The 21,687-nt window shown below is 64.5% G+C and carries 20 protein-coding genes and 4 pseudogenes; 15 read left to right on the top strand and 9 right to left on the bottom strand.

Annotated features, from left to right (window positions below):
* The 3 genes and pseudogenes from FHR04_RS19600 to FHR04_RS19590 form a co-directional block, all read left to right on the top strand.
* A pseudogene (locus FHR04_RS19600) lies at positions 1 to 108 on the top strand (IS5/IS1182 family transposase); the annotation flags it as partial.
* Between the two features lie 463 nt (positions 109 to 571).
* Positions 572 to 1,345 carry a MerR family transcriptional regulator gene (locus tag FHR04_RS19595; protein ID WP_139404874.1) on the top strand — a complete coding sequence of 258 codons (774 nt, stop codon included), beginning with the start codon at positions 572 to 574 and terminating at the stop codon, positions 1,343 to 1,345.
* A gap of 47 nt (positions 1,346 to 1,392) precedes the next feature.
* Positions 1,393 to 2,649 carry an acyl-CoA thioesterase/bile acid-CoA:amino acid N-acyltransferase family protein gene (locus tag FHR04_RS19590; protein WP_139404873.1) on the top strand — a complete coding sequence of 419 codons (1,257 nt, stop codon included), beginning with the start codon at positions 1,393 to 1,395 and terminating at the stop codon, positions 2,647 to 2,649.
* Between the two features lie 111 nt (positions 2,650 to 2,760).
* Here the strand turns inward: FHR04_RS19590 and FHR04_RS19585 are convergent, their stop codons facing one another.
* Positions 2,761 to 3,813, bottom strand: a complete 1,053-nt coding sequence (locus FHR04_RS19585; RefSeq protein WP_139404872.1) for a GGDEF domain-containing protein — start codon at positions 3,811 to 3,813, stop codon at positions 2,761 to 2,763.
* Positions 3,814 to 4,161: 348 nt separating this feature from the next.
* On the opposite strand from FHR04_RS19585, the gene FHR04_RS19580 reads away from it, so the two are divergent.
* Positions 4,162 to 5,166, top strand: coding sequence for a transposase family protein (locus FHR04_RS19580; protein WP_139404877.1), 1,005 nt, complete (start codon positions 4,162 to 4,164; stop codon positions 5,164 to 5,166).
* A gap of 158 nt (positions 5,167 to 5,324) precedes the next feature.
* Here the strand turns inward: FHR04_RS19580 and FHR04_RS19575 are convergent, their stop codons facing one another.
* Positions 5,325 to 7,199 carry an alpha/beta fold hydrolase gene (locus FHR04_RS19575; RefSeq protein WP_170214042.1) on the bottom strand — a complete coding sequence of 625 codons (1,875 nt, stop codon included), beginning with the start codon at positions 7,197 to 7,199 and terminating at the stop codon, positions 5,325 to 5,327.
* Positions 7,200 to 7,861: 662 nt separating this feature from the next.
* Between FHR04_RS19575 and FHR04_RS21625 the strand changes: the two genes are divergently transcribed.
* The gene (locus tag FHR04_RS21625) at positions 7,862 to 7,990 is read left to right on the top strand and encodes a hypothetical protein (protein ID WP_260170342.1); all 129 of its coding nucleotides are present in this window, start codon (positions 7,862 to 7,864) and stop codon (positions 7,988 to 7,990) included.
* An 89-nt stretch (positions 7,991 to 8,079) separates the two neighbouring features.
* On the opposite strand, the pseudogene FHR04_RS19570 reads toward FHR04_RS21625, so the two are convergent.
* Together FHR04_RS19570 and FHR04_RS19565 are read right to left on the bottom strand one after the other, a co-directional pair.
* Positions 8,080 to 8,949: pseudogene (locus FHR04_RS19570) on the bottom strand (IS3 family transposase); the annotation flags it as partial.
* 372 nt (positions 8,950 to 9,321) lie between these two features.
* Complete coding sequence (locus FHR04_RS19565) at positions 9,322 to 9,852, bottom strand: PadR family transcriptional regulator (protein ID WP_139404869.1); 531 nt, start codon at positions 9,850 to 9,852, stop codon at positions 9,322 to 9,324.
* A gap of 121 nt (positions 9,853 to 9,973) precedes the next feature.
* Here FHR04_RS19565 and FHR04_RS19560 point away from each other — a divergent pair, with 121 nt between their 5' ends.
* From FHR04_RS19560 to FHR04_RS19545, 4 genes are all read left to right on the top strand, one after another.
* A complete protein-coding gene (locus tag FHR04_RS19560; RefSeq protein ID WP_139404868.1) occupies positions 9,974 to 11,056 on the top strand; it encodes an ABC transporter permease in 1,083 nt (360 codons plus the stop codon).
* Positions 11,057 to 11,139: 83 nt separating this feature from the next.
* Complete coding sequence (locus tag FHR04_RS19555; RefSeq protein ID WP_139404867.1) at positions 11,140 to 11,874, top strand: ABC transporter ATP-binding protein; 735 nt, start codon at positions 11,140 to 11,142, stop codon at positions 11,872 to 11,874.
* A gap of 91 nt (positions 11,875 to 11,965) precedes the next feature.
* A complete protein-coding gene (locus FHR04_RS19550) occupies positions 11,966 to 12,343 on the top strand; it encodes a hypothetical protein (protein WP_139404866.1) in 378 nt (125 codons plus the stop codon).
* Positions 12,344 to 12,431: 88 nt separating this feature from the next.
* On the top strand, positions 12,432 to 12,788 hold the full coding sequence (locus FHR04_RS19545) for an antibiotic biosynthesis monooxygenase family protein (RefSeq protein WP_139404865.1): 357 nt from the start codon (positions 12,432 to 12,434) through the stop codon (positions 12,786 to 12,788).
* Between the two features lie 58 nt (positions 12,789 to 12,846).
* Here the strand turns inward: FHR04_RS19545 and FHR04_RS19540 are convergent, their stop codons facing one another.
* Entirely contained in the window at positions 12,847 to 13,641 is a 795-nt protein-coding gene (locus FHR04_RS19540; protein ID WP_139404864.1) for a DUF2971 domain-containing protein, read from the bottom strand.
* Positions 13,642 to 13,735: 94 nt separating this feature from the next.
* Here FHR04_RS19540 and FHR04_RS19535 point away from each other — a divergent pair, with 94 nt between their 5' ends.
* The 3 genes and pseudogenes from FHR04_RS19535 to FHR04_RS19525 form a co-directional block, all read left to right on the top strand.
* Positions 13,736 to 14,359 (top strand): DoxX family protein, encoded by a 624-nt coding sequence (locus FHR04_RS19535; protein WP_139404863.1) that lies wholly within the window; start codon positions 13,736 to 13,738, stop codon positions 14,357 to 14,359.
* Positions 14,360 to 14,691: 332 nt separating this feature from the next.
* Complete coding sequence (locus FHR04_RS19530; RefSeq protein ID WP_139404862.1) at positions 14,692 to 16,644, top strand: ABC1 kinase family protein; 1,953 nt, start codon at positions 14,692 to 14,694, stop codon at positions 16,642 to 16,644.
* 213 nt (positions 16,645 to 16,857) lie between these two features.
* Positions 16,858 to 17,397: pseudogene (locus tag FHR04_RS19525) on the top strand (recombinase family protein); the annotation flags it as partial.
* Between the two features lie 50 nt (positions 17,398 to 17,447).
* On the opposite strand, the pseudogene FHR04_RS19520 reads toward FHR04_RS19525, so the two are convergent.
* A pseudogene (locus FHR04_RS19520) lies at positions 17,448 to 18,450 on the bottom strand (transposase).
* Here FHR04_RS19520 and FHR04_RS21105 point away from each other — a divergent pair.
* From FHR04_RS21105 to FHR04_RS19510, 3 genes are all read left to right on the top strand, one after another.
* Entirely contained in the window at positions 18,443 to 18,706 is a 264-nt protein-coding gene (locus FHR04_RS21105) for a hypothetical protein (protein WP_170214041.1), read from the top strand. The pseudogene FHR04_RS19520 and the gene FHR04_RS21105 sit on opposite strands and share 8 nt — an antisense overlap.
* A 2-nt stretch (positions 18,707 to 18,708) precedes the next feature.
* Entirely contained in the window at positions 18,709 to 18,933 is a 225-nt protein-coding gene (locus FHR04_RS19515) for a DUF2726 domain-containing protein (RefSeq protein WP_249039236.1), read from the top strand.
* 66 nt (positions 18,934 to 18,999) lie between these two features.
* On the top strand, positions 19,000 to 19,698 hold the full coding sequence (locus FHR04_RS19510) for an HD-GYP domain-containing protein (RefSeq protein ID WP_139404861.1): 699 nt from the start codon (positions 19,000 to 19,002) through the stop codon (positions 19,696 to 19,698).
* On the opposite strand, the gene FHR04_RS19505 is transcribed toward FHR04_RS19510, so the two are convergent.
* The 3 genes from FHR04_RS19505 to FHR04_RS21645 form a co-directional block, all read right to left on the bottom strand.
* Entirely contained in the window at positions 19,672 to 20,061 is a 390-nt protein-coding gene (locus tag FHR04_RS19505) for a hypothetical protein (protein WP_249039235.1), read from the bottom strand. The genes FHR04_RS19510 and FHR04_RS19505 overlap by 27 nt on opposite strands.
* Before the next feature lie 150 nt (positions 20,062 to 20,211).
* A complete protein-coding gene (locus FHR04_RS19500) occupies positions 20,212 to 20,502 on the bottom strand; it encodes a hypothetical protein (protein WP_139404860.1) in 291 nt (96 codons plus the stop codon).
* Between the two features lie 342 nt (positions 20,503 to 20,844).
* Positions 20,845 to 21,531, bottom strand: a complete 687-nt coding sequence (locus FHR04_RS21645) for a type IIL restriction-modification enzyme MmeI (RefSeq protein ID WP_338084783.1) — start codon at positions 21,529 to 21,531, stop codon at positions 20,845 to 20,847.
* Between the last annotated feature and the right edge of the window lie 156 nt (positions 21,532 to 21,687).

Here is a 21,687-nt window from a genome sequence, read left to right as displayed (position 1 = left end):
CGTCGCCTGGGGCGAGATCTGGAACGCCTTTCTTCCACCCTGATCGGCTTTCATTTCGTGGCCGCTTGCGTTCTGATGCTGGCGAAAATCAGGCCCTTTCTTGGGTAGGGTTCTTGGCAGCCTCTAGTGCCCAGCAGCTTGAGCGTGGGTGCCTCCAGGCCGCCTGTGGCGATGGTGCCGGAAGCGTCGGTCAGGCGGGTGAGCGTCCAGATGCCGTCGGCGATCTGTGCGGCAGAGGCCGTGGTCAAGGTCAGGGCGGCGCAAAGGGCCAGTCTGTTTCGGTTCATAGGGTCTCCGTCTTCTCGTGGAACATCTGGGCGCTAGTCTGGCCGACTGAACTGATGGTGGTGTGATGAAGCGCAGCGGGGTGAGTCGAACGGAGGCTCAAGGGGTAACAGACGTTGAGCGTTGGGCCTTCCCGGTCAATGGGGTGATCGGAAAAGCATCGCGCCGCACTGCTCGGCAGAGTGTGCTTTCCGCCCTCCCGCCCTGCCCCGAGCGGGTCTACCGCAACCGACTGGCCTTGACTCTCAAGCGGCTTGAGACCGCACACTGACGGGCGGAGGTGACCATGACCCTGCTGTCCATCGGCCAGTTCGCCCAACTCGTTGGCCTGAGCGTCTCGGCGCTACGGTTCTACGCCGACAGCGGCGTCCTACTGCCCGCCCAGGTGGATCAGGACAGCGGCTACCGCTATTACACGCCCGCACAGATCCCGCTGGGGCAGCAGGTGGCGGCCCTGCGCAAACTCGATCTCCCCCTCGCGGAGTTGAATGCACTGCTCAGCGCCACACCGCCCCAGGTCACCTCCATCCTGGAACGCCACGAGCGGCGGCTGCTCGAACAGTTCGAGGCCCGGCGCCAGATGCTGCTGGACGTGGGCCGCGTCCTCGAAGGCCAACGGAAGCTGCCCGCCGTGGACGCGCAGTACCGCCCGTGGGCCGCCCAGCAGACCCTGAGCGTGACCATGAGCGCGGAGGCCGAGGCGTTTCACGCCGCGTATGTTCACAGCGTCGCGCAACTCCGCGAACACGCGCAGGCCGCAGACCTCGAGGTCACGGGAGGGGATTTCGGGCTGTACCACGCTCAGGAATACTTCAGCGGCCCCCTGCAAACCGAAGTCTGTCTGCCCGTGGGCCGCGTGGTGGCCGGACAGGGCCGGATCCGCTGCCTCCAGCTCCCGGCGGTCACGGTGGTTTGCGCGCTTCATCCCGGCACCTGGCACACCTTCAGCGCCACCTTCGGCGCGCTGTACCTGGCGGCCAGTCAGGCGGGCCATCACCCCGACACGTCGTACACCCTCTCTACCCCCAACGGCATCGAACTCGGCTTCTTCCTGAATTGACCTCCTGTCCCCATTCACCCGGCCCGTGCGGGCCGGGGAGGTGCCCCATGCCCATTCAACTGTCCCCACCCAACTTGGTTACCGCTCCTTTTGAGATCACTGCCTCGGACCTGCCCCCGTCCAGCAAAGTGCAGGTCACGGTCCACACGGTGGACCAGCACGGGGAACCCTGGCAGTCGGCAGCGACATTCACGACAACGCCTGACGGTTCTCTGGATCTGAGCGAGCAGGCTCCCTTAGGCGGCAGTGACCACAACACCGATGCAGGCGGCCTGCTGTGGAGCCTGCGGCCCCGCCCGGAGCTGTCACCTGCGTACTTCGAGCCACCAACTGGCGGCTATGACGTCACGGTCTCCGTGACGTTGGGAAACGTGCTGCTGGCCCAGGCGTCCACACGCCGCCTGATGCGCCGTCCAGACCTGCTTGAGACCCCAGTTCGTGAACAAGGACTGGTGGGCACCCTCTTTCGCCCGTCCAGCCATCAGCCCCTGCGGGGCGCCTGCATCCGTCTGGGCGGCTCGGAAGGTGGCCTGTACGATCTGGAAGGCGCACTGCTGGCCTCCGAGGGCTTCCTGACCCTGAGCCTCGCGTACTTCGGCGTCCCGGACACGGCCCTGTCCGAGCAGTTGATTAACATTCCGCTGGAGTACTTCCAGCAGGCCATTGTCTTTGTGAGGGCGCAACCGGAAGTGGCAGGGCGGCGCATCGGGATCACGGGGGCGTCCAAGGGCGGGGAAGCTGCCCTACTCATCGCCGCAACGTATCCAGAGTCCATCGGGGCGGTGGCCGCCTTCTCGCCGGGTGGGCTGGTCTTCGAGGGCATTGACCGCACGCGTACGTTCCCCGCTGGACAGGCAATGTCGTCGTGGTCTCTGGACGGTCAGCCCCTGCCTTACGTCGCTTACCGCACGGATTGGAACGCCCTGTTCGCGGGTCCTGGTCCGTACAGCATGACCCCGGCGCACCGGGAGGCCGTCGCGGCGGCCTCCCCACAGGAACTGCGGGCCGCCACCATTCCGGTGGAACGCATCGACGGTCCGGTGTTGCTGGTTAGCGGCGAGCAGGATCAGGTGTGGCAAGCCACGGAACTGAGCCGATGTGTCGAAGAACGCCGCGAGCAGGCGGGGCGGCCCGTACGACATCTGTGGCATCCGCGTGCTGGACACGCCCTGAGCCTCCCTGGACTGCCCACTTACAGCTCAGTGCCATGGACGTCTATGGGTGGGGACGACGATGCCAACGCCCAACTCCAGTTCACGGGTTGGCAGGCACGGCTGGAGACCCTGGGGACGGTGTGGAATTGAAACCGCTTGGCACCCAAGCGACAACGTTCTGACCAAACGAGATGCTGGACAGGTCTGATCCAGTGACGTGAGCTGAGCGGTGGGTTTCGGTGCTGGGAGTAAATCTACTCCTCAACTCTCCCCGGCACGGGTGGGCGGCGCGGCCTGCACCTGATCGCGCCCCGCCCGCTTGGCCGCGTACTGCGCGGCGTCCGCCCGCTCAATCAGCCCCGCCTCCGTCTCGCCCAGGACCCTCTGCGCCACCCCAATGCTGACCGTGACCCGCGCCCCATGCGCGAAAACATGTCCCGCGATAACCTCCCGCAGCCGCTCTGCCACCTCCACCCCACACGCCAGTGCCGTCTGCGGCAGCACCGCCAGAAACTCCTCGCCGCCCCAGCGGCCCAGCGTGTCCCCCGGCCGCAACCGGCTTTGCCCCAGTGCCGCCACCTCCCGCAGTACGTCATCTCCCGCCGCGTGCCCGAAAGCGTCATTCAGCGCCTTGAAGTGGTCCAGGTCTAGCAGCAGCACGCAGACCGGGTCCGGACCCCCCAGGGCCGCCTGCAAGCAGCGCTGCGTCTCCCGGCGGTTGGGCACGTGGGTCAGGGCGTCTGTGCGGGCTAGGCCCTCGGCGTCAGACCACCAGCGGCGGTAGTGGGCCAGGACGGTCAGCAGGCCCAGGATGGCGAGCAGCATCAGTTGCCCACTCGCCACCCGCCCCAGGGCCGCTGGGGTGACCGCGTCGTGCAGCACCAGCCGGGCCACCTCGGCGGCCGTGTGGAGGGTGAACAGTGCGGCGATGCCCAGCACCGCTGGCCGGGGACGCAGCACCAACAGACCCAGGATGGACAGGCCCATCAGCACCAGGAGGCGCTCCTGGATGAAGGGGGCAGCGACGTCGGGGAGTGCCACGTCGGAGAGCAGGCGGGCGCAGAACAGCAGACCCAGCACCCCCAGGGTGACGGGTTCGGTGGCGCTGGGGCGGACGCGGCGGGTGGCGATGGCCCAGGTGACGCCCAGGTCATACAGCAGGACGGCGGGGAGGCCGTAACGGTTGAAGGGGGAGCTGTCGTCAAAGCGCAGGGCGTAGAGCCACACGGCCAGGGTGGCGAGGCTGGCGAGCGTACCGACGAAGAGGTAGACGCGGCGCTTGGCGGCTTCAATGGCAGGAGAGGAGGTGGGCATCGGCAGGGGAAGGGCTGGACGGATCCTGCGCGGCAGCTCTGCTCATGAGAATAAGCCGGGGGGCCTGACATGGATCTGACGTGGCTGGCCACCCGCATCAAGAGTGAAGGGATGATGCGGATACTCGCAGAGCCCCGCAAACCGGCGGTTACTGGCCGTCAATCTTCTCTACAAGGTCAACCTCGGCAGTGAATGCCTCAGCGAGCTGCTTCACTCGCTTTCTGATCGCGCGACAGGTCCAGAGGTGAATACCGGAAACAGACCTTGGCGGCAGTGACGGCCAGTTCCTCGGGGGTGAATACAAGACCTGTTGCGCAGTAGAGGCGGAAGCGGGTAAGTTCAAGGGTGTTGCGGCTAGAGAAGCTGAAGTCCCGAGCGCGTTCCTTCGAGCGGCTGGTTGGACTGAGTCCATCAGCATTTGACCAGCTCCTGATGGACCTGGAGCCGCTTTGGGAGCACACCCACCGCTGCTCTCTGCTGCGCGCCGGACGGATCCGGCGCATCGGTGCGGGCAACACCTTCAAGCTGACTCTGGGACAGCGGCTGCTGGTCACGCTGCTTTATCTGCGTCAGTACTTCACCATGCATGTCCTGGGCATTCTTTTTGACCTGGACGCAGCGAACATCTGCCGGAACATCCATGCGGTGCTGCCCGTCCTGGAGCAGGCGTTGCCTGCTCCTTTGCGTCCCCTGACCCTGCAGGCCAAGCCGGACGAAGCGCCCGGAAAGCAGGGCCAGAAGCCAGGAAAGATTCGCTCGCTCGAAGAGTTCCTGGAGATTTTCCCCGAGCTGACCGACGTTGTGGTGGATGGCACCGAGCAGCCTCGAGGGCAGCCGAAAGTCAAGAAGGGGAGCCAGCCAGGGAAAAAGGCCGTGGGGCGGCCCAAGGATAAGACACGCTTTTACAGCGTCAAGCAGGGCACGCACACCCTCAAAACCCAGGTGGCTGTGACCCCCGACGGCCAGATCGTGCATCTGAGTGCGACCGCGAGCGGTCGCACCCACGACATGAAGGTGCTGCGGCGATCCCGGTTGATGACTCGACTTCCCAGGCATGTCCGGGTGTGGGGAGACCGTGGATACACCGGCATACGGAAAATTTACCCTGAGCGGGAGACCATTGGGCCCGCCAAGCGCCCTAAAAAGGGCGAGCTGAGTGACGAGCAGCGCGAACTGAATCGGCTGATCTCAAAGGTTCGGATCACCGCCGAGAACGCGATCAGCCGTATCAAGAAATTCCGGGCATGTCGGGAGTTCTTCAGGAACCAGCCCTCAAGACATGGCGTGATCTGGGGCTGTGTCGCCGGACTCGTCAACCTCCGCTGGCAAGCCCGCCAGCGGACGGCTCTCTGAATCCAGTGAAGGGGCAGGGGGCGACGGTTGACGTCGTCCCCTGCCCCTTCAGCTACTGCGCAACAGGTCTACACAAGACGAAATCGCTGCAGGAATGGCTGCCAGCGATTTCGTCTTTGTTGCGCTCTCAAGCAGCGCTCACTCTCTCAAAACGCCGCTCATTTGCAGAGTTGGATGTTGAGCTTCTCCAGAATGTTGTAGCCCCGGATGCCGGAGTTCTCACGGGCGGTCTGCGCGATCAACTCACGCGCAGCTCGGGCGGCCTGCTGCGCGGCAGTGGACTGAAGACCCTGGGCGTTCAGCCCGTCCTGAGACCAGCAGTACTGCCCATTGCCCAGCGAGGTCAGTTTGACTGGATAGACCTTTTCCTCCAGAGGCAGAGGCTTGGCTGCACAGTCCGTCCGCTTGGCCGTGGGCAGGGTGCCATTCAGCAAGTACCCGGTCACCGGCAGGTCCACGCACTCAGTGCCGTAAGGGAACGCCGTATGCTGTGGCTCATCGTCCAGGTAGATCAGCTTGGTGTTGGGCGTCTGGTTGAAGGCGTTCAAGGCTCCCTCAGTGGCGGTGGCCGGATCGAACTCATTCTGGACCAGCAGCAGCGGGGGCATGGTGGTAGGCACCTTCGGCTTGCTCACGCTGGGACCACCCTTCCAGTACAAACAGGGCGAACTGACACTCGAACCGCCGATCAGAGGGTATTTGGCGGCTTCCTCGTCGTCGCGCGCGCGCCAGTACCCCAGGTCCGTGGTCCAGGGCGTGTCGTTGCAAAGCACGGCCGTGAACGTCGCATTTGACTCGTTCAGCACCACAGGAATGGGATTTTCCTGCAATTCAGTATCACGCGCGAAAATCAGATTGATGGCAACCTGCTTCGAGGCCTCATTCAGATCAGGATCGCTGAAGTACTCGGCGGCCTGGGAGGCATTCAACAATTCGGGCAGCGTGATCTCGGGCTTCGCCTTGGTCAGCTTGTCCACCACCGTGGCACTTTGCAGCAGCAGCGCCAGGTTGGGGTAGCTGTCTCGGCCGTACAGGTTCTGGGCGATCTCGAAGCCCACGATGGTCCGCAGCGGTTCACTCAGGCCACGCTGGGCGGCGTAGACCTGCTCCCCCGTGGCCGCAGGCAACCCCAGCTTGGGCGCCAGGCGGCCCAGGTACGGCGCAACCACATCACGGAAATCGCGCTCGAAGGCACGCGGCTGCAGCTTGAAGGTGTCCTCGAAGGTGTCGGAGGCGAAATCGGTGTTGCCATCCAGCAACATGCGCCCGGTGGACTGTGGAAAGAGTTTGGCGTACCACGAGCCGAGCCAGGTGCCGTACGAGTACCCGACGAAATTCAGCTTGGCCTCACCCAACAACTGCCGGGCGAGGTTCAGGTCACGGGCCGTGGCGTCCGTGTTCACAAACGGCGTGAGCGGGTTGTTCTGGCAGGCTTTGGCCGTCAGACGGCCCAATTGAATCATGCGCTGGATATTCTGTTCGCTGCGGTCGCTGGCGGGCGGGGCAATGTAGGGCACGAGTTCATTGATGCCGCAGTTGACGCGCGTACTGTTGCCCACGCCGCGAGGAGAAAAGCCGATCAGGTCGTATTCCTGCGACAGCCGCTTGAGGTCCGCACCGATCTTCGTTTTCGTGTCTGCATCATCCCAGACCACGCCGTACAGCGGCGCGAGGACCAGACCGTCGCCCCCCGGGCCACCCGGGTTGAAGAACAATGCGCCCTGGCGCTTGGCGGGGACCGACGCCGAAACGCGGATCATGGACATCACGGCCACCCCGCGCTCGGGTTTGGCCCAGTCCAGCGGCACCTGAATGTCGGTGCACTGCAAGCGGCCTTTGATCGGCTCAAAAAACTTCGAGGCGTCGAAACCCAGAACGGTGGCGTCGCAGCTTCCCCAGACCACTTTCTGGGTCTCGAACACTTCAAAGCCCGTGGTTTTAGGCGGCTCAACGATGGGGGGTGCGGCGGAGTTACAGGCGGCGAGGAGAACGGATGATAGGGCGAGCATGGGCAGGACGGTTAGACGGCGCATGGTGGTTCCTCCGGGTGCAAAGTAACAGAGTTGGTCGTGTTCGACACACGTATTTGCATCACGCCGTTTCGCCTGCCTACCAATGTGGGCCTGTCCCACTATTGCGGCTCTTCCGTTCATTTCGTGCAGCGGGTCAGCCTGCAAGCAGGACACGTTGACGAAGGGGCTCAAAAGACCCACCCCCATCCATCTGACGCTTAATCAGCTTGATCTTATTCACCACGTCTTCGGGCGGCCCATTGCTCCAGGGCAGGTGCGGAAACCGCCGTTCATAGGAGCTGTGAATGCTTCCCGAGAGGGCCGCATCTGGGGCAGGACTACTGAGGCGCACAACACTGCTCCACCACCACCTGGAGTTCGGCGGGCAATAGCCTGATTATCACATCACTGAGGGTTCCATTCCCCCAGGGAGCACATCCACTCGACCCGCCGCACCGAATGAACGGGAGGGCCGCAAAACCGGGTCACCCTCAATTGTCTTTGACCGCGGTCTGAAGACGTACCGTCTTCAGGGGCGCTGGACCCTGCGCTGGGATGTCGAGGAGTTGGAGTGCGTCCTGCGGACGCGGCCCCACAGCACGTTGCCTGCGCCAGGGCATGACTTTCTGTCTGGGCTGGACGGTGCCTGGGTCACCGGACAACGTGATGCCTTACGTGGCTGGATGGGACAGCTAGGGCGCGAGACGCTGGAGGGTTATGTTCAGACCGGCGCTGATGAACGGGCCGAATGGTTCCTGGTGGGTGAGCCGCTGGAGGAAGGGCTGCACGCCGTACTGCTCAGCGCCGTGTAGCGTGCCAGGGGTTGTGCTGGCCCCAAAAGTTGGACGGTTTCGAGTAGAGACTCGGCTCAGCTCAAGGGTACAACATCGGCTTTCCCTGCTCACCCAGGGGACGGGCTGACGGGCACCTTTGCGGTGTTGTTTCCGCAAAGGGGGGCGTCAGCCCGTCCCCTGGCCTGCTCAGCAAACTCGTCCGGGGTCTGGTAGCCGAGTGACGAGTGGGGTCTGCGGGCGTTGTAGAACGCCCGCCAATCGTCCAGGAGCACCTGGGCATGTTTAGCGGAATAGAAGACCTCTTGATTGAGACATTCTGCGCGTAGACGGGAGTGGAAGCTCTCAGCAAAGCCGTTCTGCCACGGTTTTCCCGGTTCAATGAATCGGGTGCCGATATTCTGAACTGCCAGCCAGATGCCCAGATCACGGGCGATAAATTCGGAACCGTTGTCGCTGCGGAGGAATGCCGGGGAACCACGCCTTGCCATGACCTCCCGGAGTACGTCCTTCACCTCCAAGGAGGTGAAGGACGTCGCCACCTGCAAGGCCAGCGACTGCCGGGTGAATTCATCTGTCAGGGTCAGGATTTTCAGGGTGGTCCCTTCCAGGGTCTGGTCAAAGATGAAATCGTAGGTCCAGACGTGATTGGCATACTCCGCCTGCATGGGAATTGTCGCACCAGTGCGGATTTTCCGGGATGCTTTGGGTTTGACAGCCAGCCCCTCCTCGCGCCAGAGTCGCCGAACGCGCTTCTTGTTGATGGTGACTCCTGCCCGAACGAGCAGGGCATGGATAAAGCGGTATCCCCGGCGGGGATACCGCCGGGCCAGGTCATGGATCTGCTGTCGGAGTTCGCTGTCCTGACGCGGCTTTGCCTGATAGTGCCAGGAGGATTTGGACAAGCCCACCAGAACACAGGCCCGTTCGGGCCTGAGGTGCGCCGTGACCAGCTGCCTGACCACGGCGCGTTTCTCGGTGGGCGTTACCGCTTTTTCCCAATCACCTCGGTCATGGCATCAATCTCCAGACGCTGCTGGCCGACAATCCGCAGCAGGCGGGCGTTTTCCTTCTCCAGTCGACGAAGCCGTTTGGCTTCGTCGGCGTTGGTATCGCCATATTTCTTCTTCCAGGCGTAGTAGGGGTCTAACTAGCATCGGAACAGAAATCCGCCCTTGGGTGCCAACGCACATTCAGTTCATCTGACGCAGCCTCCCGTGCTGAGCGGACCTGATCTGGCAAGGGCCAGAACGTTGTCCAGATCAGACGGCTTCTACAGATTCGGGCCGTGGTGTTGAGCGCCCAAAGCGACTCAAAGGGTCCGCACCACGCCGGAGCAACTGCGCTCGGGGCTATTTCAGGCCACTCAGAGTCTGCCTCAGCCACCCCACGTCTGCCCGCAGCAACGCCAACTGACGCGAGACCGCCAGGTCCACACCGAACAGCCCGCGTCCGATGGCTCCCTCATGGATAGGCACGCGCTCCAGATCTGCAATCTGCCCTTGCATCTGCGCCGCACGTTCGCTGAGCAAGCTGTGCGCCTCGGCGTTCGGAAGCTGGTTGAGGAACATCATTCCCAGGTCGCTATAAGCGGCCACGGGTTCAGGCCGGGCCAGATGTTCGCGCAGCAGTTCAAGGAACTGCGCCTCGCCAGCGGGCGTCAGGCCGTAGATGCGCCGGGCTGGGCGATTTCCTGACTGCTCGGTGGTGGCCTCAATCAACCCTTTCTTCTCAAGGCGCTCAAGGGCGGCGTAGGCCGTTGCCTTTTTCAGGGTGCTGAACCGGGACAGGTTCTTCTCAATGAAGTCGTTGAGCTGATAGCCATGCTGACGCTCGCCCTTCAGCAGGCCAAGCAGCAGCAGCGTGTTCGGGTCTAAGGTCATGCTCATAGAATAGTCCAGGGTTGACTATTCTAGCAAGTCTATCTAAAGTCATGCCAAGATTAGTCCAGACTGACTAATCAGGCCAGACCCCTCACCCCCTCCCTCGTTTAAAGGATCATCCATGTTTCTCGCTCTCCGCGAACTCCAGCACTACCGTTTCCGCTCCGTCCTGATCGGCGGCATCGTCGCCCTCATCGCCTTCATGGTCTTTATGCTCACGGGCCTGACGCGTGGCCTGGCCCAGGACAACGCCGCCCTGCTCATTGGCAGCCCGGCCAGTCACTTCGTCACCACGGGCGACGCCGCTGGCGTGTTTAACCGTTCTTTCTTGAGTCCTGACGACGTGAAGCGCATCACCGCTGTGGGCGGAGATGACGCCACGCCGCTGGCCCAGAGCTTTGCCAGCTTCAGCGACGGCGCGGACGGCACCCAGCTCAGCGGTGTGCTGCTGGGCATTGACCCCACCGGGTTTCTGGCCCCGGACATCAGCGGCGGGAAGGCGCTTACTGTGGGTGCGAAGGGAGCCGTCGTGGACACCTCCCTTCAGGAGGACGGTGTGGAGCTGGGCGACACGTTGATCCTCAAGCCCGGTGGCGAGACGCTCAAGGTGCTGGGCTTCACCAAAGCCGCCCGACTCAACCATCAGCCCGTGGTATTCGTCACCCTAGACCGCTGGCAAACCTTCAACCCCCGCACCCGTGGCAGCGTCAGCGCCGTGGCCCTTCAGACCGACGACGCCGGAACCAGCCAGATCAGCGCGCTGGGCGGCCTCAGCGTCCTGACCCGCGCCCAGGCCCTTCAGGTTCTGCCTGGCTACAAGGAAGAACAGGGCAGTCTGACGATGATTCAGGTGTTCCTGGTGGTGGTGGCCGCCTTCGTGATGGCCGTGTTCTTCTACGTGCTGACCCTCCAGAAAACCCCGCAGTTTGGCCTGCTCAAGGCCATCGGGGCCAGCACCCGCACCCTGGCGGGCAGCCTGGTCGCGCAGATGCTGTTCCTCACCGTCATCGCCGTGGTGATCGCTGGACTGGTGACGCTAGGCATCGTGGCCCTGCTGCCCGCTGGCATTCCGTTTGCGCTGACGCTGCCCACGCTGCTCGCGGCCTCGGCCCTGCTGATCGTGGTGGCCGCCCTGAGCAGCCTGCTGAGCCTGCGCACCGTCGCCAAAGTGGATCCCCTGATCGCCATCGGCACCGTGACCTGAAGCCAGAAGGGGCCACAGGCCCTTTCTGGCTTGAAGTTTCCAACTGTTCCTCTGCCCTTCTCTCCCCTTCCCAGGAGTCCACCATGACCCTCACCACTGACCGTCCACAGACCGCTTCCATCTCCCACGCTGCCGCCGCCCTGCCCACACCCACCCTCTCCCTTCAGGGCGTCAGCAAGACTTACGGCGACGGTGATGGCACCATTACCGCCTTGCACCCGGCCACGCTGGTGGTGCAGCCCGGCGAACTGGTGGCGGTCAACGGTCCCTCGGGCAGCGGTAAAAGTACCTTCCTGTCCATCGCCGGGGCGCTGCTGCGGCCCACCACCGGTCAGGTCATGATCGCCGGGCAGGATCTGACAGCCCTCTCCGATGCGGGACTCCCAGCTTTCCGGCTCAAGAACCTGGGCTTCGTGTTGCAGAGCAGCAACCTGATTCCCTACCTGAACGTGCGCGAGCAGCTCACCCTGGTGCCGCACCTGGCCGGTGAGGATGGCCGGGGCGCCCGAGAGCGGGCCGAGGAACTGCTGAAGCTGCTGGGCCTCTCGGAACGTGCCCGGCATTTCCCGGACGCCCTGTCCGGCGGGCAGCGCCAGCGCGTCGCCATCGCCCGCGCGCTGATGAACGATCCGCAACTGATCCTGGCCGACGAACCCACCGCCAGCCTGGACAGCGTGCGGGGCCGTGAGGTGGTGGAGTTGCTGGCCCAGCAGGTGCATGCCCACGGCAAGGCCGCCGTGATGGTCACCCATGATGAGCGCGTGCTGGACCTGTGTGACCGCGTGGTGAGCATCGTGGACGGCCAGCTCCGGGAGTAAAGACGGTGCGCCCGTCCCCATGCCAAAACTTCCCCCCGATCCCCACTCTCTGCCGTCCAGGTGACGGCCCTACCATTCAAGGAGTTCCGCCATGACCAACCCCATTCCTGTTCTTCGCTGGATCATTCGCATCGCTGGCATCGTGGCCCTGGGCATGGGCCTGGCCTTCTGGGGCGGCACCGGATACGCCTTGCTCAGCGCTCACCAGGGCCTGGGCTACCTCGTGACGGCAGCGCTGCTACTGATGGCCGTTCTCGGCTTCGGACGGGGCGTCGCGCCGGGGCTGCTGGGGCTGGCCCTCGTCTGGGGCCTGGTGGTTCCCGCCATCGGGGTGCTGCAACTCCGGTTGCTGCCGGGCAACCTGCACTGGATCATCCAGGTCTTCCATCTGCTGCTCGGCGTGGGGGCCGTCGCGCTGTCCGAGATCATCGCGGGCCGCGCGCTGAAAGGCCGGACAGCCGCAGCTTGAGGCGTCGCGGTACACGCCACTCCCCACTACAAACCCACCTTTACGCCTCAGCCCACCCCGCCCACCTCATCCCACGGAGGAACTCCAAATGATCACCGTCATGAACCGCATTGCCGTCCACCCCGAGTACGCCGAAGCCTTTGAAGCCCGCTTTCTGGACCGCGCCCGGCTGGTGGATGAGATGCCCGGCTTCGTCAGCAACCAGGTCTTGCGCCCCGTCAATCCCGGCGATCCGTATGTCGTGCTGACCCTGTGGAACAGCCGTGAAGCATTTGAGGCGTGGACCAGCTCCGAAGCCTTCATCCAGGGCCACGCCCGCAGCGGTTCGCTGCACAGGGAAGCTTTCAGCGGCCCCAACAAGCTGGAAATCCACGAGGTCATTCAGGATTCCAGCCGCCCTGATCTGACGCCAGAGCCGCGCGGCGAAGCGTTCAGCGGTCACTGAGGACCGCCGCTCCGCTGGACGGGGCCACCTGGACGGCAAGGCCAGTGACCCTCCAGCGTCAGCCGGGGCGAAACGGAATGTCCGAGGAGGTGATTTTCACCTCGCCATAGCCATGTTTCTCCAGAAACTTCTGGAGGCTGAAGCGGGACAGATGGAAGTCGCTCGTCGGCCCCACGATCACCTCCTCGATGGGCATTCTGGCTCCGTCGCTGGACTTCACGACAATGTAGGGCACCAGCATGTTCCGCGCCTCCCGGAATTCGATCTGGGCCTCTTTCAGGGAGATGACGTAAAAGGCCCTGACCTCCGCCTCCTCTCTGAACGAGCCGTCTTTCATTCGGGCAAAGGCAGACTGAAGCGCCAGGGCGCAGTAATCCACCGTCGCCTTGCGCATCCGGTGGTCTCCCAGATTGGCCTGGTACACCTCGTAGTAGGATTTCAGGGCCGAGAGATTGAACCTGACCGAAACGCCGTTGCCGGAAGATCCGTAGCCGCGCCACTGACTGAGCTGATTGCCATGCTCCGAGAAACTGACGATGTAGTTCGGGGACAGGATCGCGTTGACGTCCATCCCGGCCACCTGCCGGATGAAGTCGATCAACTCCTCTGAATGAAACGCCGAGGCCCTGATGTCGCCCGACATGGTCCCCAGCAGATCAAAGCCGTGGACGATTTCGTGTTTGTCGTTGAGGTAGTTGGAATTGGTGGCCCAGATGCTGCCGGATTCGATGATGCCCTTGAAGCCGCCCAGGGTGGTGTAGTGGTACAGGCTGCGGAGCGCCGCCGGAATGCCGGCCATCTGTTCCACATGGGGTTCTATCTCGGCAAGAACAGTAGAGGGGTCCCGGACCATACGGGAGTGTAGGGCCTCGTCTGGGTCTGGGACCACACAGTGCCTTTGGAGAAGCAGCCGAGGGGAGTGAAGACAGACGCCCAAGGAGAAAAGTATGACCCCGCATCAACCTGAATCCGAATCCGCCCCTGCCCCCCCTGCGCGCCCCCAGTCCACTTCCCAGGAAGGCGAGACCCTGGCCTGGAAGCTGCACGCGCTGCAACTGCGGCTGCTGGGCTGGTCAGCGCAGCACGGCGTGACCCTGCTGCGGCTGGCGCTGGGCGTGGTGTTCCTGTGGTTCGGCGCGCAGAAGTTCTTCCCCGGCGTCAGCGTGGCCCAGGACCTCGCCACCGACACCATCTCGGTCCTGACCCTCGGCACCGTCGGGCCGCAGGTCAGCCTGCCGGTGCTGGCAACCTGGGAATGCCTGATCGGGCTGGGGCTGCTCTCCGGGCGCTTTTTGCCCGCCACGCTGCTGCTGCTCGTGCAGATGGCAGGCACCTTCGCGCCCCTGATCCTGTTTCCCGGCGAGACCTTCAAGATCGTGCCGTGGGTGCCCAATCTGGAAGGCCAGTACATCATCAAGAACCTGGTGCTGGCGGCGGCGGCGCTGGTGGTGGGGGCGACGGCGCGCGGCGGCAAGCTGATCTACGACGCCCAGGCCGCCGAGGTTGCCGAACACACCCAGGCGCTGCACGAGCGCTTCCGGCGGCGCTTTCACCAGGAACCCGAGGAATGAACGCGAATCCTGGCTTACGAGAACGGGAACCCTTCAACACCAGGCTTCTCTCTGGTTCACTTTCCCTGATGCCCGGGGTGTTGCTCGGCACTCCCCTTGCTGTGATCCTGATCGGTCCGCCCTTCGGAGCAGAAGAAACGGCGGGTGCATGAGGTGGGCAGCGGGAAGCACAGCGGCTTCGGATTCAAAGGGCAGCCACGCACGGTGGGGGTGCCCCTGACTGTGAACGGACCGCTTCGCAGCCTCGCCGCCCTTCCACGGCCACACCGTCCCACGCCAGCCCCATTCGGTTTGAGGGTTTGCGCTCACGCTGTTCGCAGGAGGACCGCCCCATGACGCTGGACAACTGGCTGATTATCGTCGGGATGGTGGCGCTGCTGGGCGTGAGTCTGGCCCTGATCAGCGTGGCGCTGGGGCGCTTTATCGGCTTGCAGATCGGTGCGGGCAGGGTGGCGCTGGCGCTGCTGGTGGGCCTGGCGCTGCAATTCGTGTTCGAGACGCAGGTGGTGTGGGGCAGCGAACACCACAGCCTGCTGCTGCTGTCGCTGCAATTCGGCATCCTGGTGCTGGTCACCATGCTGTTCCTGGTGGTCTCGGAGCTGGTGGTGCCGCAGGGCAGCCTCCCGCCCGTGGGCCAGTGGCCGAAGGAGGTCCGGGGGGCCTGGGCACGCTTTCGCCGCACCAGGACGCTGCTGGGCGTCGCGGGGCGGCGGGGCCTCAACCCGCTGAGCGCCCGCACCCGCGCCGCGTTCCGCAGGCACCCTGACGGGCAGGCGCAGCAGGTGCGGCTGGCCTTGCAGGAGGGGGGCGTGACCTTTGTGAAGCTGGGGCAGGTGCTGTCCACCCGGGCGGATCTGCTGCCCGCGCCGTACCTGCGCGAACTCGCGCAGCTTCAGCAGCAGGTGGCCCCGGCTCCCTGGTCCGAAATCCAGGACGTGCTGGAAAGCGAGCTGGAAGGGCCGCTGGAACAGTTCTTCGCCGACTTCGATCCTGAGCCGCTGGCCGCCGCCTCCATCGGACAGGTTCACCGCGCCGTGCTGAGAAACGGGCAGCGGGTGGTGGCGAAAGTGCAGCGCCCCGGCATCCGCCCGGTCGTGGAGCGCGATCTGGATATCGCTGAGCGTCTGGGGCAGATGCTGGAAACCCGCACCGACTGGGGCCGGAAGATGGGAACGGCGGCGCTGACCGCCAGTTTTGCCGACGCCCTGCGCGAGGAACTGGACTTCACGGTGGAGGCCCGCAACATGACCGCGCTGGAGCGGGCGATGGAAGCGCACCCGCCCGCGCAGCGCCTCACCGTCCCGCAGCATGAACCGGCGCTGACCACGCCCCGCGTGCTGGTGATGCAGGAACTGGACGGCGTGACCCTCAGCGACGGGGGGGCGGTGGCGGAACTGACGATAGATGGGCGGGCGCGCGCGGCGCGGCAGATCTTCACCTCGGTTCTGCGGCAGATCACGGTGGACGGCGTGTTTCACGCCGATCCCCACCCGGGCAACATCATGCTGCTGCGGGACGGGAACCTGGGGTTGATCGACATGGGGTCCGTGGGCCGCATCGACCGCGAGCTGCAAGCGGGTCTCCAGCAGATCATCCTGGCCGTCGAGTACGCGGAGCCGCAGCAGCTCACCGACGCGCTGCTCCAGACGCTGGGCCGTCCCGAACACCTCGACGAGCCCCGGCTCCGGCGGGCGCTGGGCCGCTTTATCGTCACTCGGCTTCAGCAGGGGGAGCGGGCCGACATCGCCATGTTCAGTGACCTGCTCCAGATTGTGACGGCGCACGGCCTGCACGTTCCTGCCGAACTGGCCGCCGCTTTTCGCGCCATCGCCACGCTGGAAGGCACACTGGCGCTGCTCGATCCGGGCTTTGACATCGTGGCGGAGGCCCGGCAGGTCGCCTCCGCGCAACTCAAAGAGGAACTGGCCCCGCAGAACGTCCGGCGGGCGCTGGAACGGGAACTGGTGGCGGCCCTGCCCATGCTGCGCCGCCTGCCCCGCCACGTCGATCAGCTCGCCTCGGCGCTGGGAGAGGGCCGCCTGAGCGTGAACGTGCGGCTCTTCAGTGACGCGCGGGATCAGGCGGTGGTGGGCGAGTGGCTGCGTCAGGTGCTGCTGGCTTTTCTGGCGGCGGTGCTGGGCCTGATCGCGGTGGGCCTGCTGGCCCTGCCGGGCGGCCCGCGCCTGAGCGACGCGCTGACGCTATACCAGCTCCTGGCCTACAACGCGGGCCTGGTCAGCACCATCATGGTGTTGCGCGTGCTGTTCGTCCTGTTCCGCCGTTAGGGCTGAATCTGGAAGGAGCCGGAATTTTGTTCAAGTCGCTGGAGAGGTCGCTGAACGCGTACCGGACAGGACTTGCGAAAACGCTCGTTTGAGCAATAGTTTTGACAGGCCGATGGAGTGCATCTTTCCAGGTTGCGAAACGCTGTTACATAATGCTTTATCCTGGCAACACGTTTTCGCAACCCTGGAGGCCCCATGTGAGTCGGTTATGCCCGCGTCAGCAAGCAGCAGGATCAGGACACCGCCGCTCAACTCCGAGCACTGGAGGCCGCCGGGGCAGAGCGCGTGTTCACCGAACACGCTTCGGGTGGCCGCTGGGATCGCCCCGAACTTCATAAGATGCTCGATCAGCTCCGCGCCGGAGATACGGTCATCGTCTGGAAGCTGGATCGCATGAGCCGCAGCCTCAAAGACGTCCTGCACCTGATGGAGCTGCTGGGCGAGCGGGGTGTGGGGTTTCGCAGTCTGACCGAGGCGATTGATACCACCACCCCGGCGGGCCGGATGATGATGCAGATGGTGGGGGCCTTCGCGGAGTTCGAGCGGGCCATGATCCGTGAACGCACCAAAGCAGGGTTGGAAGAAGCCCGCCTGGCCGGGCGTGTCGGGGGCCGCAAGCGCAAGCTGCTGCCACATCAAGAGCAGGACATCCGCGAATCGGTGCAATCCGGGCAGCGCACTGCGGCGCAGTGCGCCCGATTGTTTGGAGTCCACCCCAGCACCATTACCCGACTGTTGCAGCGCCAGAGCTGAGGCCATGCCCGTCGAGTTTCTGACCGACCTCTGTACCGGACATCTTTCCTTTAAACCCCGTCTGGCATGGGAAATGGAGTCCTCAGCAGCTTGATCAGGCAAAGCAACTCGGGCAGCATCCAGCGCAGCGCATGGCCGAGACGTTCGGCGCCGTACCGCACCAGGCTCATGGCCGCCCGGCCATGAGCCTTCACCTTGACTGGCCCCTGTGCCTGGAGCCACACGCCCACCCGCAGGCCGCTCACCCACGCCAGGATGACCAGCCCGAAGAGACGTTCCAACCGTTCAGGGCGAGTGATGCCCGTGCGCTCCAGGTCAAAGCCGCGGACCTTGAGGCTCGCGAAGGTGCACTCCACGGTCCAGCGCGCCCGGTACAGCACACAGGTGTCCCAGACGCTGAAATCCGTTGCGATGGCCACCAGGTCCCCTGCAGGGGACCTGGTGGCGACGACTTGCATCACCTCACCGTAGACGTTGGCCCGTTCCGCCAGGCACCGCACTTCCCCAACGTTCAGATCACCGAACCACTCGTCCACGCGCAGCTCGTCGATGACGGCGTTTTTTCGGATGCGGATGGCCCGTTTGATGTTCTTGCGCCTCAGAAAGCGGAACCACTCGCCGCCGATGAATGCTCGGTCGGCGCCCAGGCCCTTCCAGCGGGCCGCTGGAAGGGCCTGCAACAGTCGTGAGACCAGCTGAATACACTTCACGGTGCCGCTGTTGCCGTCATGGTCCAGCGCGGCCCAGACGAGTGGCACGGTGTACCCGTGGAGGACGACGCCAAGGACCAGGAGATTCAGGGGGGATTCCCCACGTTCCCAGGTGCGGGCAGGCGTCCTCATGGGCGTCCGTTCTGCCCAAGAAGGTGCGGTCCAGGCTGAGCAGCAACTTCCCTGGAGGCAGTCAGGCCAGGAGAAACGCCAGGAAGCCGGGCTCTGTGAGCTGAGGATCCCGGCAACCTCGTTCCACCCGGCGTTTCTTCGCTTCGATGGAACTCGTGCCGGGGAGATGAGCACACAGGTCACTCTGATTCACGCTCCTGGCCGTGACCATCGCGAAGACGATGTCCCAGGGCACGCTGCAGCGTGTCGTGGCGCAGGAAAGGGACGCAGGCTTTGAAGTGGCCCTTCAGTTCGCTCCGCTGGAGGTCGGCGGGTTTTGGCGTGGGTACACACCCAAGACACCGCCATTTGTCGTGCCGGTTCGCAACCAGTCACACGTTCAGGGATTTGCCGTCCAGCACATTCTCAATATGGAGTTGTCCGGTACAGAGACGCTCGCCTACATGACAAGCACGTTGACTTCCTGATCGTGGCCCTGCCGGACCACCGCCCCGTGGCGGCCATCGAACTGGACGGCCGGATTCACGACAACAGCCGACAGCAGCACCGCGACGCGGTCAAGGACACGGCGTTCCAGTGTGCCGGGCTGCCCCTGCTGCGCGTGCGCGCCGAGCAGGCGCACACCCCGGCCAGCTTGCAGGCGCTGCTGTGGCCGCACCTGCACCCCACTGAAGAAGCTCTGGCCCACGCCTGACCTTTAGCCCAAATGAAGTCCCCCCAATTCAGAGCGTTGTGAGATTCTTCCGGTCATGCTGGCCGCATGACGTCGGACGGACGCTCCCAAAGGATCTTTACGGACCTGAATGCGGGTGAACTGGTCCAGGCCCAACTGCGCCTGGTCCAGCGGTTGGCGGCCATTGAGCGGGCCAGCGAGGTGTGTGAGGTCCAGTTGCGGATCATGGGCGTGGCCCTGGAGGTCCGGGACGGCGAGACCAAGGGCCACACGGACCGCGTCGCTGCATTGGCCATGCGGATGGCTGAGGCCCTGTGCTGGTCGCCCTCGCAGACCCGGGCGCTGCGCTGGGGGGCGTACCTGCATGACATCGGCAAGATCGCCGTGCCCGACGCGGTGCTGCTCAAGCCGGGCCGGCTGAGTGCCGACGAGTGGGCGGTGATGCGCTCGCACGTCGAGGAGGGGATCAGGACGGTGGCCGCGCTGGGCGAACTGCCGGACGTGACCTTGGACGTGGTGCGCGATCATCACGAACGCTGGGATGGGGGCGGCTACCCGGCGGGCAAGGCGGGCCGGGAGATCAGTCTGGCGGGGCGGCTGTTCGCGCTGTGCGACGTATACGACGCGCTGATCAGTGCGCGGCCGTACAAGGCGGCGTGGACGCATGAGGCGGCGCTGGCGGAGATCGAGAGGCAGGCGGGGCGGCACTTCGATGCGGTGCTGGCCGGGGTGTTCGTGGAACTGCTGCACGCGGAGGCGTCAGTGGCGTGGCCGGGGCTGTGCTGAGGGGGGCCGTGCCTCCGGGCAGGGCTCGACGAACTCGAAGTCCAGCCAGTATTCGGCGGCGTCCCAGTCGGCCGGATTGAGGTCCACCACCCAGGCCGCCCAGGCTTCAGGCCTGATCTCCTCGTGGCAGCCCAGATAGTCGGCCAGGGCCGTGCGCTCCTCAGGCGTGGGGACATCATCCGAGAGGCTCTGATCGGCGGCGTATATCCGGGCGAGCTGATCGGCGATCTCGGCGACAGTGAGGGCGGCGGGGTGCATGGGGGCAGTGTACTCAGGGCGTGCCTGGGCAGTGGTCAGCTCCAGGTCTTCCAGCAGCAGGCGCAGCTGTTCTGTGTTGGCTCTGGCGTGAGCGTCGCGTTCCATAACGCGGGGCATCATGACAGGTGAGTTCCTCGCGCGAACCCGAGAATGCCGCCCCTCCGCACCCAAGCGTGGAAACGCCTGCAGCATGGATTGCGGGCCGCAAGACGAAAGTGACCCACAGCGCAGGACTTCGGCGGTGGGTCCCGCCCGTCAGGAACGCCGAGGAGGACTGGGCCTTCGCTGCATCACCCGGAAGAGCAACTCCTCCCCCGCAGCAAACTGGAAGACCGGGCCGCCGCTGAACAACACGATCAGGTCCAGTTCAAGCGATTGCCCTGCGTCGCTGGCGCACCGGGTCATCCACTGAATCACCTCATCGGCTGTGGAGCAGTACTGGCGTTCGAGCGTGGTGAAGGACGGATTCATGCAGCGGGCGTACCAGACTCGCCCGTCTGCCAGGGCAGTTCCTCTGAGCGTTTGGAGCGCTTCGTCCAGATTCATTTCTCCCAGGCTACCCTCTGCGCGTGCGGGCCGTCCAGGAACGGTGCGGCGTGGCCCTCAACGAACAGGGCAAACCGGTTTTGCTGCACTGGCGTCACCGGACCTCCCAGGTGACGCGCGAGCACGATGCGTACCGGGCTGGGGGCCGCTGGTGGCTGGGAGAGCCCTCGCGGGACTGCTGGGTGTTGGATGGTGGGGCGCTGACCGTGGAAGTCCACCGCTTCGACGAGACGGATCCACCGCAGGAGATCAGCGGATGGTGGGTGGCCAGAGTGCAGAAGATTAAACCAAAAGAGTCCCACCCCACTGCGCCTCGGCGTGGGCAGGTGAGAGCCTTATTTTCTATCGGCTTGCTGCCCGCTCCAAGTTCAACGCCAGCAGCCGGGCCAGCAGTTCATCCTCGGCGAGCGGCCACTCCCAGCCATAGGCGGCGGTCACCGCCGAGTCCAGGCGGGCGTGGGCGGTGACCAGGGCGGCCACCGGATTGGCGGCGTCCGGCGTCTCCTGCAGGTGCCCTACCTCGTTGTAGAGACCCGTCAGCGTGGCTTTCGGGTCCTGGGTCAGCAGATGCCCACGCACCTGCACCACGTAGCGCGCCCACTTCTCGATGTCACTGCGCTGCTCGGCGGTGGTTTCAGGGAAAGGGAAGGTCTCGAACGTGGTGGATGGGGTGTAACGCAGATCGTTCCCGACGCCCATATAGGTGCCCTGCGCTCTGGCCCAGACCCGATGAATGCTGGACGCGAGAACGCCGAATGTAAAGTCATCATCGCGGGCGATAGAAACCACCTGGCTGTCTGGCAACGTTCCAGCAGGGAGCCAGACCGGGAGTAGATGCTTTGCAACACGGGGAATACCGATGAAGCGTGGCAGGGCACTTGTCGCCTGCTTCAGCTCGGTACCCGCTCGTCCCAGTTGCCACCAATAAGTCCGTCGGCGGCGGTCGTTGTTCTTGTCGCGCTCAGGTTTGATTTTCTCTCTCACATACTCGAAAGGCGCGAGGTACCCAGCCGCCTGAGATTCAGTCATCAAGTCAAAATCGATGATCCACTTCCCACCGGGTAGTTGGCTGGAACCATGCCCGACACCACTGAAATGAGAGCGTCCGGGGCCTATCCCCGGACGTGTCAAAAGAGCTCCCACTCGAGAGTTTCGTCTGTCAGAACCCCGCCTGTCCAGTCCAGC

Source organism: Deinococcus radiopugnans ATCC 19172, from assembly GCF_006335125.1.
Lineage (GTDB): Bacteria > Deinococcota > Deinococci > Deinococcales > Deinococcaceae > Deinococcus > Deinococcus radiopugnans.
Note: the sequence above shows the minus strand (reverse complement) of the source record. Positions and strands in the feature narration are given on the sequence as shown.

What these genes read in the sequence shown, in the direction of transcription:
- FHR04_RS21625 (WP_260170342.1), top strand. Translation starts at nt 7,862, where the DNA reads ATGGGACAGCTAGGGCGCGAGACGCTGGAGGGTTATGTTCAGACCGGC.
- FHR04_RS19545 (WP_139404865.1), top strand. Translation starts at nt 12,432, where the DNA reads ATGATCACCGTCATGAACCGCATTGCCGTCCACCCCGAGTACGCCGAA.
- FHR04_RS19565 (WP_139404869.1), bottom strand. Translation starts at nt 9,852, where the DNA reads ATGACCTTAGACCCGAACACGCTGCTGCTGCTTGGCCTGCTGAAGGGC.
- FHR04_RS19505 (WP_249039235.1), bottom strand. Translation starts at nt 20,061, where the DNA reads ATGGAACGCGACGCTCACGCCAGAGCCAACACAGAACAGCTGCGCCTG.
- FHR04_RS19540 (WP_139404864.1), bottom strand. Translation starts at nt 13,641, where the DNA reads ATGGTCCGGGACCCCTCTACTGTTCTTGCCGAGATAGAACCCCATGTG.
- FHR04_RS19555 (WP_139404867.1), top strand. Translation starts at nt 11,140, where the DNA reads ATGACCCTCACCACTGACCGTCCACAGACCGCTTCCATCTCCCACGCT.
- FHR04_RS19535 (WP_139404863.1), top strand. Translation starts at nt 13,736, where the DNA reads ATGACCCCGCATCAACCTGAATCCGAATCCGCCCCTGCCCCCCCTGCG.
- FHR04_RS19595 (WP_139404874.1), top strand. Translation starts at nt 572, where the DNA reads ATGACCCTGCTGTCCATCGGCCAGTTCGCCCAACTCGTTGGCCTGAGC.
- FHR04_RS21645 (WP_338084783.1), bottom strand. Translation starts at nt 21,531, where the DNA reads ATGACTGAATCTCAGGCGGCTGGGTACCTCGCGCCTTTCGAGTATGTG.
- FHR04_RS19500 (WP_139404860.1), bottom strand. Translation starts at nt 20,502, where the DNA reads ATGAATCTGGACGAAGCGCTCCAAACGCTCAGAGGAACTGCCCTGGCA.
- FHR04_RS19590 (WP_139404873.1), top strand. Translation starts at nt 1,393, where the DNA reads ATGCCCATTCAACTGTCCCCACCCAACTTGGTTACCGCTCCTTTTGAG.
- FHR04_RS19585 (WP_139404872.1), bottom strand. Translation starts at nt 3,813, where the DNA reads ATGCCCACCTCCTCTCCTGCCATTGAAGCCGCCAAGCGCCGCGTCTAC.
- FHR04_RS19530 (WP_139404862.1), top strand. Translation starts at nt 14,692, where the DNA reads ATGACGCTGGACAACTGGCTGATTATCGTCGGGATGGTGGCGCTGCTG.
- FHR04_RS19575 (WP_170214042.1), bottom strand. Translation starts at nt 7,199, where the DNA reads ATGCGCCGTCTAACCGTCCTGCCCATGCTCGCCCTATCATCCGTTCTC.
- FHR04_RS19560 (WP_139404868.1), top strand. Translation starts at nt 9,974, where the DNA reads ATGTTTCTCGCTCTCCGCGAACTCCAGCACTACCGTTTCCGCTCCGTC.
- FHR04_RS19550 (WP_139404866.1), top strand. Translation starts at nt 11,966, where the DNA reads ATGACCAACCCCATTCCTGTTCTTCGCTGGATCATTCGCATCGCTGGC.
- FHR04_RS19510 (WP_139404861.1), top strand. Translation starts at nt 19,000, where the DNA reads ATGACGTCGGACGGACGCTCCCAAAGGATCTTTACGGACCTGAATGCG.